Annotated in this window: 7 protein-coding genes; 4 read left to right on the top strand and 3 right to left on the bottom strand. The window is 60.4% G+C overall.

Features of this window, described 5'->3' with window-relative positions:
• The first annotated feature begins 27 nt into the window (after nucleotides 1-27).
• The 4 genes from H2170_08755 (at nucleotide 28) to H2170_08740 (ending at nucleotide 6,539) form a co-directional block, all read left to right on the top strand.
• Nucleotides 28-879: an AraC family transcriptional regulator gene (locus H2170_08755; protein MCS6300173.1), complete on the top strand. Its 852-nt coding sequence runs from the start codon at nucleotides 28-30 to the stop codon at nucleotides 877-879.
• Between the two features lie 190 nt (nucleotides 880-1,069).
• On the top strand, nucleotides 1,070-3,481 hold the full coding sequence (locus H2170_08750) for a hypothetical protein (protein ID MCS6300172.1): 2,412 nt from the start codon (nucleotides 1,070-1,072) through the stop codon (nucleotides 3,479-3,481).
• 106 nt (nucleotides 3,482-3,587) lie between these two features.
• Nucleotides 3,588-4,442, top strand: a complete 855-nt coding sequence (locus tag H2170_08745) for a PEP-CTERM sorting domain-containing protein (protein MCS6300171.1) — start codon at nucleotides 3,588-3,590, stop codon at nucleotides 4,440-4,442.
• 513 nt (nucleotides 4,443-4,955) lie between these two features.
• Entirely contained in the window at nucleotides 4,956-6,539 is a 1,584-nt protein-coding gene (locus H2170_08740; protein ID MCS6300170.1) for a transposase, read from the top strand.
• Nucleotides 6,540-7,010: 471 nt separating this feature from the next.
• Here H2170_08740 and H2170_08735 read toward each other — a convergent pair whose 3' ends face one another.
• From H2170_08735 to H2170_08725, 3 genes are read right to left on the bottom strand one after another with little or no spacing between them, the layout of a single operon-like run.
• Nucleotides 7,011-8,390: an autotransporter outer membrane beta-barrel domain-containing protein gene (locus H2170_08735; protein MCS6300169.1), complete on the bottom strand. Its 1,380-nt coding sequence runs from the start codon at nucleotides 8,388-8,390 to the stop codon at nucleotides 7,011-7,013.
• Nucleotides 8,391-12,269, bottom strand: a complete 3,879-nt coding sequence (locus tag H2170_08730; GenBank protein ID MCS6300168.1) for an autotransporter-associated beta strand repeat-containing protein — start codon at nucleotides 12,267-12,269, stop codon at nucleotides 8,391-8,393.
• Nucleotides 12,266-12,625 (bottom strand): hypothetical protein, encoded by a 360-nt coding sequence (locus H2170_08725; GenBank protein ID MCS6300167.1) that lies wholly within the window; start codon nucleotides 12,623-12,625, stop codon nucleotides 12,266-12,268. The genes H2170_08730 and H2170_08725 overlap by 4 nt, the downstream gene beginning before the upstream one ends.
• Nucleotides 12,626-13,216: the final 591 nt, after the last annotated feature.

Here is a 13,216-nt window from a genome sequence, read left to right as displayed (position 1 = left end):
CCATTGACAAAAAGCTATACTGTAGTGATGAAAACGCTTCTCTTTGAAAACCTGGAAACTCGGGCCCACCGGCCGCATGTCGCGACCACACGCGTGCTCTCGCAGCAGGTCTCGCTTCGCCACACCCACGACTTTTTTGAGGTCTTTCTGATCGTGGCCGGCTCCGGCACGCATCACATCAACCGCATTAAAGTGGAGGTATCGGTTGGGCACTTGGCCGTCATCCGTCCGGAGGATTGCCATCATTTCTCCTGTCGGGCCGGGGAGGAACTTGCGATCCTCAACGTCGCCATGGAATCCGACTGGTGGAGTCAATTTCATCAGTTGATGGGCTTATCGGTTCCCGCCAACTGGTTCCGCAGTGGAACTCCGGCGGGACATGTCCGGCTCAGTTCGAAGAATCTCCGGGACCTTCGGAAGGTTTTCGAGCAACTCGCTGGACGCGATAAGCGCCCGCCTTCCGATGTGATCGACGCCGTCCTTCAGGTTATCGCCTCATTCCGCGCACAGGATGAGTCACTCGCACCCTCACCACCGCCCTGGCTCGAACAGTGGCGAAGCGAACTGCTGGATGCCGGGGAGACGGTTTCCGAGTCGCTGGCCTTTTGGCAGAAACGCAGCGGGCGCAGCCCGGAACATCTCGCCAGAAGTTGCCGTGCGTTCTACCACTGCACGCCAACAGATATCGTCAACCAAGCCCGAATCGAACGGGCGAAAACGCTGCTCAGCTCGACCGACGACAAAGTCATCTTGATCGGCTTCGCTTGCGGGTTTGGAAACCTCGCCAACTTTTATCGGAACTTCCTCGCCCGCTCCGGCATGACACCCAAAGCATGGCGTCGGCAAGGGTCGGCCACCGTCCCTCTTGGCGAGGATTAGCCCGCCTGCGACGTAGCACATGCCAAAGCGATAGCGCCGGGCGGCCGTTAATTGGTAAAAAACTATCATGACTTCATTTTCATCCGGTATCCCTTTGCCGCCACGTGGTTCCTGCGACGTGTTAGCGGAATCCTTACCTCGTCCGTCGTCGACGCCCAAAGACTGCTCCGGGGAATCGCCTGTCTTGGCGATGGTCTCGGACACGACTTTTGCCGACGAGACGCTCGCGGCCACGGGCCTTGGGTTGGCCGGGGCGCGGCTCCATATTTGGGATGGGGTGAGCTTTCACGCAGTTGAACCCGCTCATGCGGCTGAAGACCGGTTGCTGGCGGTGCTTCCGCCAGCGCTAGAACGCGGTGCTCTGCTGATCTGGCCGATGCGTGGCGGTCTGGTGGGCGAGCCGTTCCGGATCAATGCCGCGACGGTTTGGTGGTGGCGTGTGGAGAATTCCCTTGTTCGCATCTTCGGGCGAAACCTGTCGCTCACCCAATCACCTTCGCGGGTCTGGATTGTCGGGGCGAGTTTTAAGGGCTGGTTGGAGGTGGTCGCCGCCAGCGACTGGCAACTCTCGGCCCGGTTGCCGGAGGATATCCCGCCTGGTAACTACGAGGTGCAATGCCACAACGGCACGGGCGCAGACTGGGGCTGGAGCGCACCGGTTTCCATCCGTATCGAAATGCCGGCGCAAACAGCATCTGCGGAGACCCTGAACCCAGCTAATTGGGGCGCGTTGGCCGATGGCGGAACGGATTGCACGGACGCACTGCAGGCCTGCCTGGATGCGGCCGCACGGAAGGGCTGCACGGTGCGCCTGGCAGCGGGCACCTATCGCATCAGCCGACCACTGCGGATTTCCGCGGGATCTCCCGTCCAACTGCTCGGTGCCGGGGCGGGCACGCATCGTTGGACGCGCGAGGAAGACCGGCACGTCATTGATGGCAGCCACACGGTCCTCACCGGCCCCGCTGATGCTGAACCCTTGCCGGAATTACTGTCTGTCGAGTCCGCAGGCTCCCGGCTGGAGGGGATCAATTTTATTAATGGTGTGAACGGTGCCTGCCAGCGCTGTGTCACCGTGGCTGCACCAGGCGTGGTAGTGGCCCGCTGCCGGTTTATCACGCCGGATGCGATGCCCAAAGTCCCGATGGCAGAGCGCGTGCCGCATTCCGTCGAGAGCGCGGCCCTGCACCTTGAGGCAGCGGGTTCCTCGTTTATCGCCGTCGAGGAGTGCGAGTTTAATCACCTCGGCATCGGCATTAAGATCGGCCGGCGCGATGCGAGCGGAACGCCTGTTTTCACTGACGATGTGCGGATCAGCGGCTGCCGCTTTACCGGCTATTTTCCCGGTCTTTATTGTAAGGGTGAGAAGGTGGCGATTTTCTACAGCGGCTTCCGCTGCATCGGAGTTGTCACCATGGCGGGCCGGCGGGTGATCGTCGAAAACAACACGATGCGCGGTGCCGATCGCACCCATGGGCGCACGCTTAACCGTATGTTTCTCTCGGTTAACAGCGCCAACCGCCATATTTTTGTCTCCGGCAACCGCGGCACGGACGTCGGGCATCATGCCTCGCTCGGTCCCGGCCTCGACAAGAACATGGGCGAGCAACTTATGTTCCATTTCCGCTATTCGGACGGCGGCATTTTCCGGGTCAACGAAGCGGACACAGGCTCGGTCACGCTCGATCTCGCCGACCCGAGCCTGCGGGGTGATGTCACCTCGAAGAACTTCGATGGCAACACGCTCTTCATCGCCGTGACGACACCTCTCGGCAGCAAGGTGCCCGAGGATGTGGGGCAAAACGACCACTGGATGGTGTTGGTGTGCGACGGGCGCGGGCTCGGCCAGTTCCGCATCGTGACCGGCATCGAGCGCAGCGAAACGGAGGCCCGCCTGCTCCTCGATCGCCCCTGGCTGATCGCTCCCGACGCCGGCAGCCGGATCGTCTTGCAGGCCTGCTATCACCAGAACCACGTCGTCGGCAACCACGTCGATACCGGCGGTGTGGATGCCGAACACAAGAGCCACGGCACGATTTTCTGGTTCAACAGCATCGAAAACATCGTGGCTGACAACGAATACCGGAACCTCTCCGGCGGTGTGATCTGGAATCACGGATACCGCAATCCCACGGCTTGGAACCTCACGACGCGCAACACCTTTGCCCATATCCACGGTTATAGCGGCGACACCAGCCTCACGCCTGCGTGCTGGGTTAACCACTACCGCGCCTTCCAGCGCTGGCCAGAGCCGGGCGAGCGGGTTGCCTATTCCATCGGCGAGATCTGCCGCCACAACCAAGGCGAAGATGTGGATACGGTGGCCTATCTCCACACCCGCTTTGAGAACTGGCAGGAGCCGGTGAAAAACTATGTGCCCCACGACAAAGGCGGCGTCATTCTGGGCGTGGTCGAACATTGCCACTTTAAAAGAGCGCGGCAGGGGATCGTCCTCAGCTCGCCGGCCAATGGAGCCCTGCTGCGGGCGAACTCGATCGAATCATTGGACCCGCAAGGCCACTCGATCTTTGACGAAACCAACGGCACCCGAAATTCCGCAACAATCTTTATCCGATACGATTACGGGACCCGCGCCGAATGAGACGGTTAACATTTTTGCTCCCTTGCGCCCAAAATTTATTAATCAACGAATGAATGCGCTAGTACTAATACTAGCGCCCAACGTTTAACCATAGCCTTAAAAAACAATGAAAAGCCCTAAATATTTACCAATAGGAATTTTAGCAATCGCGATCGTCCAGTCTTCGTTCGCCGCCGTCATCACCGGTCCTACCCTCGTCACCGGGCCAAATGCGATCGATCCTTTGGCGCGCGTCGTCGAGACTCTCACTCCCACTAACGTGACCTCTCAGTCAGTTATCGAGAACACGGATGGATTCGGAACGGTGCAGACGTTTACTGGTTTTGGCAACGGAACCAACATCATCGACTTCTCGGCCGGCAAGCCCGACGTGAAGTTTTCTTTCTCTGGCGATACTTCGCCGACTACGGGATCCAACTTAGCTAATCCTAATTTCGCCACCTCGGGCAGCAACTCCGTGCGGTTTGAATCCACCGCCAATACCAGTGCCACGGCCAAAACCTTTACGGCCACGATGACCTTTGGCGATTGGGATGGAACAAGCTTCACCGATGCCGCTTCGGGCTCTCTCGTCGCACCTAATACCGTGGCATTCACTTTCGCAGGTCTAGGAAGCCGCATGCATATGCTCGCTACAATTACTGCGACTTTCAAGGGTCTCTCGGGCGAAACGCTCAGCACCCAAACATTGACCGACCTTGCTATTGTTAATAACTCGAGCGTCAGCGCCGGTTACTTTGGCTATCAAGGAGAGCAGGTTGGCAGCGTGGGCCTGACCTTTACGACCAAGGCGTCCATTTTCTCCGCCACTCCCACTGTCGGTATCGACGACTTCGGTTTCGGCACCACCACCTCCCCTATCCCCGAGCCCTCGAGCTATGCGCTCTTAGCCGGCGGCCTGATGCTGGGGATGACTTTAGTCAGGCGCCGCCGGGCGGGTTCGGCTTCAGTTCAGGCCTAGTATCTTTGCTAAGTCATTGTAAAAAATGATTTACAGTCGGTGAGTGCGGTTCTGGGCCTTGTCGGAATTTCCAGATCTCATTGCCTAGGGGGGGGCTACCCACAATGGCCCTCGGTTAAGCCCGCAACACATCGTAAGGCCTGATTTTTTATGGCCAATGCGATGGTCGTGAACCCTAGGCATGGGAGACGGTCGGCGACTGTATGTCCCCTACACACACACGCGCCCTGCTTACCGTTTTGGTGGAACACTTCCGCACCCTCGACATCCGTTTCAAGCGTAGGAGGATATGGACGCCGGAAAGGGTGGTGGTGGGGATGCTAACGCTGATATCGCAGCCTTGTATATCCTCGCTGGAGAAGCTCATGCCGGAACTTGTCGATCCGCATCTGCTGGGTTCTTCCGGTTTCTTAGTGGCACAGGGCTAGAGCCTCCTCGAAAAGGCTTTTGGTTTTTTTATTAAAAACAACTTATGTGATTTAAGTTTACTGTAAAAGTGCCGTATTATACTGCATGAAAACAGGAAACAAAATAAGTAGCGGCGTTAAATTATCAAGTAACGAATCGATCGTTTATTCCTCCGGCGACTTCTTTTCCACCCCGGCGCGCAGTGATTTTGGTGATTTTTTATTGGAATTGAAGCGCTTTTGGCGGTCCCACCCCGAAATCGAAGTGGCCATGACCGCCGATCTCGACGCCCACGCCATGGCGGAAAAGCGCGAACGGCGGAAGGACCGGGAGTTCGAACTGGCGCAGACCGAGGCGTTGTTCGCCGTGCCGGCGTCAGGCACGGCGGAAAAAACGCAAGCCGAGTTCCTCGCCGCAGGGCGTCCGCGCACCCCCGCTGTTGTGGTTTTTATCACGGCCATGGCCACCGGTTACTTGGGGTCGCAATACAGTGCCTGCCCCCGGATGGTGCTGCTTGAATCGGCATCGTTGCGCACCTTGCTCGATGATTTGGGGTACACGCTGCCTGCACCTAATACCGTTGGCCCCCTGATAAATCGCCTGAGTGAGAGTACTCTCGCCCTGATCCACCGGGCCCAATTGGCCGATATTTTGGCCGAAGGGCTCGATTCGTTTACCGATATCACCCTGGACAGCACGGCGATCAAGGCATCCAGTTGCTGGCCAACAGACTCCGGTATCATTTACCGCCTCTTTGAGCGAGCCTACCGCATGGGCGGCAAGCTCGACCAGGTCGGGCTTAACTCGCTGCAGGATGGCTTCAAAGACCACTGGCTGGAGGAGTTGCGAAAGAGCGCCCGCGCCATCGCCCTGCTGGGTGGTGGTCCCCGCCGAGCCCAAAAACTCCGGCTGCTCTACGACCAGTTTTACCAAATCGCCTGCAAGTTGGGCGGCAAGTTGCTCACCCAAGTAGAAGCCGCAGAGGCCGAAGCAAATGTTAAACTGTCCAAGCTGCGGCCCTCCAAGCGCCGGATCGCGGAAGACCTACTGGACTGCATCCACGGGGACGTGGTCGCGGTGATTACGACGATCCAGCAAAGCATTGCGCGGGTGCATGATGGGGTGAAGACCAAGTCGAGGGAAAGGGTCCTCAGCCTGGCCGATCGCAGTGCTGCTTTTATTGAAAAAGGCGGGCGGGAACCGGTGATTGGCTACAAGCCGCAATTGGCCCGCAGCCGCGGCGGTTTTGTCACCGCGCTGATTCTCGACGCGGGCAACGTGGCTGATTGCAAGCAACTGGTGCCCCTGCTGATCCAGAATATCGCCAACACGGGCCTGGTGCCGGCGAGCGCGAACGTCGACGACGGCTACTCCAGCGCCGAAGGGCTGGCGCAGGCATACGAGCTGAAGGTGGCCAAGGTGAGCATCTCCGGCGCCAAGGGGCGCGCCTTGCTCGGCGAGGAACTGTGGAACCACCAGGATTATATCACGCTTCGCGCCGAGCGCAGCGCGATCGAGTCGCTGATGTTTACGCTCAAGTTCAACCACGGGTTCGGCCGGCCGGGTCGTCGCGGGTTGGCGGCGGTGCGCAGCGAACTGACCCTGAAGATCCTCGCGCACAACTTTGACCGGATGATTTTGGTGCGCGCGAGGAAGTCTCAGGAAAAGCCGCTGCCCTTGGCGGCCTGAGTCGCTTCGCTCGTCGCGGCTAACCCAAATCGGTTCAATTAGTTCGGTGCAAAAGCCCCGGAGCGAACCGCCGTGGACTTCGCCGTTGGAAAAGCGACCTTGGTGATGGGGCCGGGGCTGTTTTTAGGCCGCCGCCCCTTCGTGAACACGTAAACCGAGTTCGTTCAGGGCTGTTTGCGCCCCCAGTGGCCGGCCGGGGCGGGAATACGCCCGTTGCGAAAGGCTTTTCGAGGAGGCTCTAGCTTCGCGTATCGTTTAACGAGGATGCGGCTAGCAACCGCCTGCATATCAAGGAAGACGAAAACAGACAATTTCACCTTCAAAATCCCGCACTTTAAATTCACTTAAAACAACCGCATTGGTCTTTTTAAGCAGAATATAAGGGTCCATAAACGCAGATTCAGGCACGAAGATCACCCTTGATGCCGGCGCCGGCCCGTTCGCTTTCAGCGCCACACCGCATGCGCTGGCCTAAAACCCTGCGTTAAGGCTCAAGTTCACCCGGTGTTCGGAGTATTGCGGATTGAGGATCGCGTCGTAGCTCAAGCGCACCGTCCAACCGTTGGGCAACAGCGCCGACAAACTCGCGCCGGGGTTAATATACTCACTGCCTCCAGCCTGCGGGTTAACCCTGAACGCTTCTCCACCGGCGGCCAGGCGCGCGGTGATACGATTGGGGTTAAACGACTGGCGACTTGCGCTCAGACTCAAATCGGGAATCCACCCGATTTTATTGGCAACAAAGGGTCGGCTCACATGAACCCCGAACTTCGTGATGAATGAATCCGCATTCTGACGCCTAACGCGCAAATCGGCGGCGGAGCCGGTTTCCTCGAAGCCGTTGATGTGCGCATGGTCATAGGCCACCGAGGCAGTCGGTCCCACAATAAAACCGCCCACCTTAAAATCATAGCCGGTGGCCAACTGGCCGCCGTAACTGAAGCCCTGCGTTTCACCGCTGGCGGTTTGATTTAAAAAGGCGATTTTACGCTTACTGTCATAGGCCGAAAGCCCGGCCGACACCGAGGTATTCACAAAGAAGCCCGCGTTATGGTAATCGTGAAACACCCCAACCCGGCTCGTCGTGGTGCGGGCAGTGCCGCTATTGGAGGAGAAATCCGTGTCGGCCAGCGCCTGGCTGACCACCAGCCCGACCGACTGGTTGGGGTTGAGCGCGTAATCGACTCCGGCGGTGGCCGCCCCCGTCTGCGAAAAAGAGCCGAGGCGGTCTGAGGAACCATCGACTGCGGCAAAGGCACCGGTAGCCGAGGCAAAATAACCGAAGCGTTTTTTCGGCTTAGCCTTGGCGATTTGATAACTCACCCCGTCTTCAATGACCGTTTGCACGCTGTAATCTTCCGCGGCGGCGGGGGTGGCCACGCCGTTAAGGCTGATCGACGCCGACCCGTAGCGGCGCAATTCCGCACTGCGCTGTTGCAGGCTGGAATTGAGGATCGAGGCGGACTGGAAGGTGGTAGCAGCCAAGGCGGTGAGTTTTTCCGGGGTGAGCTGGTCGTAGGCCGTGCGCAGGCCGGCGGCGGTTTGGGTTTTCAGGCCGTTAAACAGGGTGGCGCGGTCGTCCATGGTGGTGCGCTGGTCGAGCTCAAACTTGAGGCCGGAGTTACGCAGGGATTGGAGCGCCGCGCCGACTTGGGTTTGGTTGGCGTTGAGGCCGGGCACTGCGGTCGCGTAGTTGGACGGGACGGCGTAGAGGTTAACGGCGGTGGCGGTGTATTCGGGCAGCCAGGTGATGCCGGCGGCATTGTCGCCGGGGGCGAACGTGTAGTCGTCGAATTTGCCTGTCACCGTGCTGCCGGTGATCACGGCGTGGACGGCGCCGAGGGTCGGCACTTAGGCCGGCACACTCGAACCGGTGAAAATCGTCTGTCCGATTAAAGTGCCGCCGGTGAGAGTGACCGCGCCCGCTGAGATGACCTGATCGTGAAACCCGGCTCCGGTGCCGGCGGTGGCGCCATCGAGTTCGATCGTGACGGAGCCGCCGGTATTTACCGTAAGCGAGCCGACGTGCTGGATCGCGGGGGAGTTGCCCGGGCTGTAAGTGCCGTCGGCGTCGACGATCACAGCCCCGCCAATGTCGCCGCGGCCTTTAAGGGTGCCGGTGCCGCTGACGGTGACGTTACCCGCCCAGTGGCCACCGGCAGCGGTGCCGATCACCAAGGTGCCAGCAGTGACCGTGGCCGTCCCGCTAGAGGTGTTTAAGCCGGTCAGGGTGATCGATCCCGTGCCTGATTGATTAACCGTGGTGGTGCCGGTGATCGGCGTGGCGATGACCAGGTCGGTGCCGCCGGAGTTGAGGTAGTTCGTGGACAACGGGACGATAAAGCCGTCGTCATCGATGCGCGCCGCGACGTTGCCGAATTCGACAAACCGAAAAAGGCCCAACTGGGTGGCAGTCAGGCCGCCACTGGTGGTGCCAAAGCGCAGGGAGTTGGTGCCGACCTCGAAATGGCTTACCGAAAGCGTTGCGGAGTTCCAATCGAGCGCCGAACTGTTGGCAAACACCAGGGCCGCCGAGCCACTCAGGCTGAGCGCGGAGGAGGCATTGAGATCGAGTGTGCCGAGGGTTTGGCTAAAGACGCCTAGGTCCATGGTGCCTCCATTGAGCGTGAGGCTGGCGGCGGCGTTGATTTGATTGGCCGCGCCGAGTGAAACCGAGGCACCGCTGGCGATCACCACCGCCGAGGTGTTGACGAGCGCCGTAGTGCCCGGGTTGTTAAGCGCAAGCGTACCGGCTGAAACCGTGGTCGTGCCAGTGTACGTGTTGGTCCCGGTGAGCGTGAGGGTGCCGGAACTGGTTTTGGTGAGGCTGCTGCCGGTGCCAGTGATCACTCCGGCACTGGTGCCGCCACTCACGGTGAGCGCGGTGCCGGAACCCAAGTTAACCGTACCGCCGTTGAGCGTCGTGATGGCACTGGTGGCGCCGTTCAAGTTGGCGGTGCCGCCGGAGAGCGTGCCGATCGTCGCCACGCCACCCACCGTGGTTGTACCACCGGAGATGTTGGCGGTGAGGTTGCCGACCGAGGTCACCGTGCCAGCCGAGATGTCGCCGGTAACGATGCCGTTGCTGCCGAAGGTCGTGTTACCTGCGCCGCTCAGGCTGGCGAGCGTCACCGTGCCGGTCGAAGCACTGAAGTTAAGTGCGTTGGTCGTCGTGTTGGCGTTGCTGACTGCGCCGAGGGTTTGGCCCGCGTTGGCGAAGGTGGCTAAGCCGCTTGCACCCACTGTGAGCGCGTTGCCGCTGGCAAGGCTGCCGGCGCTACCGATTGCCAAGGAACCCGCGCTGACCGTGGTCGCGCCGGTGTAGGTGTTGTTACCGGAGAGAACTAGGTTGCCGGCCCCTGTCTTGGTGATGCCCAGGGCGTTGCCGCCGTCACCGATCGCTCCGGAGAAGGTCAGCTTTTCCGTTCCCACGGTAGAGCCGGTTAGAACGTTCAGGGTGTGGTTGCCACCGCTCAAAAGGATGGTGCCGGTGAAAGTCAGCGATTTCTCGCTGGCGATGGTGGCAAAGGGCGTGTCGGCGGAGATCGTGACGTTGTTGCCGATTGTCCGCGAAGCTGTGGTTCCCGCCCGAATCTGCGCGCCGGCGAGATTGACTGTGCCCGTGCCTAGGGCGCCGCTGGTCGGAGCACCAGCAGGGCCGGCGGAATCTACGTTGACGGCCACAAAACCACTGCCACCCAGTGTGGCCCCGCCGCTGAAGGTGTTGGCGTTGCCTAACACCAAATTTCCCGCTCCGGTTTTGCTTAAGGCGCCGGAACCGTCGATCAGTCCCACGGCCAACTGGCCGCTTGTGACGTCAAAAATGCCAGTGCCACCGGCAGCCATGGTGAACTTCTTGGTGGCTGTAACGACGTTGGTATTAAAGCTCAGCGCGCCGCTCTTGCCGGTGCTGCCGAGGATCACCGAGGAGGTGCTGTTGCCCAGCACGCCATCCGCTCCCGAGTTGTTGACCGTGCTCACCGAGATCGCGCCTTCCGCCACGGTCAATTGACCGGTGAAGGTGTTGTTTCCGGAGAGGACCTGCGTGCCCGCGCCCGTTTTCGTGACCGTCAGGCCGGCCGCGCCATTGGCGATGACGCCGGAGTAGCTGTTCGACGCGCCGGTTTGGGGATTGAGGATCAGGTTGGTCACCGCCGAGTATCCCGTGATCGCCGTCGCCAGGGCCACGCTACCCCGCAAGCCGCCGAGCGTGGGGGCGGTGAATCCGGTGACGTCGAGCCCGATCGCACCGATGGAGCCGGTGGTGTCGTAGGCGCTGTTTTGAAGGGCCAGCGTATGACCGAGGGCGATCTTTCCGGCGCTGATGAGGGTGACGCCCGAGAAGGTGTTGGCCGTATTGAGGGTCGTCGTGCCCGAGCCGAGCTGGGTGAAAGAGCCGTTGCCCGTGATCGCCGCTCCACTGAAGTGGGTGCCCTGGGTCAGGCTGCCGGTGCTGTTGGCGGTCAGGTTGGCGTTGTTGGTGATCGCGCTGCTGGTGGATAACTGGCCGCCCGTGCCGATCGCCAAAGTGCCCCCGCTGATGATCGTCGCTCCGCTGTTGCTGTTGGTGCCGGTGAGAGTGAGCGTGCCCGTGCCGGACTTCGTCAGGGCCAGGCTGCCGGTGATGTTCCCGCTGTAGGTCGTGCTGGCGGTTTGGTTGATCGTAAGGGTGGCCGCGCTGCCGCTGTTGGTCACGAAACTGCCGCCGGTCCCAGAGCCTGCGCCGGTCCGCTGCAGGCCGGCCACGGTCTGGTTAAAGCCGTTCAGGTCGAAGATAGCGTCAACAGATGCATTTGAAGAATCCACGTCGAGCGTCGTCCCCGTTGGCAGAGTGTTTGCCGCGCCGAGCTTCAGGGTGCCCTGCACGACCTGCGTGTTTCCGCTGAAGCTGTTATTTCCGCTTGCTGCGGAAACGATCACCGTGGCGGCGGCGTTATTACCGCGGACCTGCAGAGACTGGCCGCTTCCCTGGATCACTCCACTGAGGGTCAGCGTCCCGTTATCACCCGCGCCGACGCGGGGGCTTGCTCCCACGCTGCTCATGATCACCGTGCCGTTCCAAGTCGCCGAGGTATTCGCGTCCACGGTCAACGCCCCGTTGAAATCCGTGCCAGAACCGTTGATCGTCACCGTTTCCCCGGTGACGGTGACTCCGTTGCCCAGCACCAGCGCGGCGCCGTTGGTGACGCTGTTGGTGCCGCCTGTCGTGCCCAAAGCATTGTTGTTGCTGACCACCAACCTCCCGGTCGAAAACGTGAGATTGCCGCTGAAGGTGTTGCTGCCGGAGAGGGTCAGCGTGCCGGTGCCCGCTTTACTCCAGTTAGTGGAGCCGGCAATTTCGGCGCTGATCTCTGCTGTGGAACTCGTTCCCACCGTGATCGAGGGCGTGGTGCCTGCCAGGGTGAGAATATTTGCTGCGCTGCCGTTGTTATCCAGGGTCCAACCGACGAAGGGAGTGGTCGTATCGGCGAACGTGAGCGCGGACAGCGTGCGCGCTCCGTCCAGGTGGACGATGTTGGCGCTGGTGATGTTCAGCGTGCTGAAGTCGGCAGTGAATCCGCTGCCGTCGGCCACGGTGCCGCCGGACCAGTTTACCGTATTGCTCCAAAGGCCGCCGCTGGTCAACTGCGTCCATGTGCCGTTGGCGGCTTGCGTGGATGTGCCGGCCAGGAGCGGGATGGCGGCGATTGCGGAGATAAGCTTAGCGGTTCGGAAGTTAAAGGTGATCATGCGGTTAGTGAGTGCGTCTGGGTTATTCGACACTTCACGGCCAGCGGCGCGGGCTTATTGCCATCGCGCACCGCCACCAACGCGCCGGGCAACCAAGCGGCCAGCGCAGTGAGGTGCTTGACCGAGGCATCGTCGAACGGGCGTGCTTCATTGAGCAACGTGTCTAGGCAGACTTGCAGGCCCTTGACCGGCCCCTCCAACTCCGGTTGGTCGCCGAGGTGCCCCAGCAAATCGCCAAGCAAACTGTAAGCTGAGATCAGTCCCTCATCGCTCAGCGCGGTGGCGAAAATGGATTCAGCAGCGAAGCTGCTGGCGGGATCATCCAGGACGGTAAAGGCAGGGGAAAGTAAAGGCATGGGGAATCAGAGGCAAACTATGGAAGAGTTCGAAAGTGTATAATATGTGAGCGGCGAGCGGGAAAGCGTCTATTTCTGGCGGTTAGGAATGCACTTCTTCTTCGGTGGATCTTCTTCCCCTTAAAAAGAGTAATACTCTTCTTCCGTGGGTGGGTTTTCTTCCCTGTCCGGCTGGGGATATGAGGGGTGCGAATGGGTGGAGATTGAACCGGCGGGACGCTTGGCGGATGCACAGCGATGCATCCAACCGGTTCACGCAAGTGTTTGCACTGTGTCGATTTCTTTCTGCCCGACGCGCATAACCGCGAGCGTCAGCGCTACTGCGGGAAGCCGGGATGCCGACGGGCGAGCCGGGCGGCCAGTCAGGCCAAATGGTTGGCGAAGCCGGAGAACCTCGACCACTGGAAAGGCCCAGAAAATGTCCAACGGGTGCAGGAGTGGCGGAAGGCCAATCCGGGGTACTCAAGGCGGAGGGGGCCGCGACGGCGGGTGGCGTTACAAGACATCCCAACTACGCAATCCGTTGTGCACCAGCCTAAAGCCGAGCCGGTCGCCGAGGTGGCGTTACCGAATCCCTGCGCGGCGTTACAA

It is taken from the genome of Opitutus sp., from assembly GCA_024998815.1.
Classification (GTDB): Bacteria; Verrucomicrobiota; Verrucomicrobiia; order Opitutales; family Opitutaceae; genus Rariglobus.
This window is presented reverse-complemented; position numbering and strand designations above follow the sequence as displayed.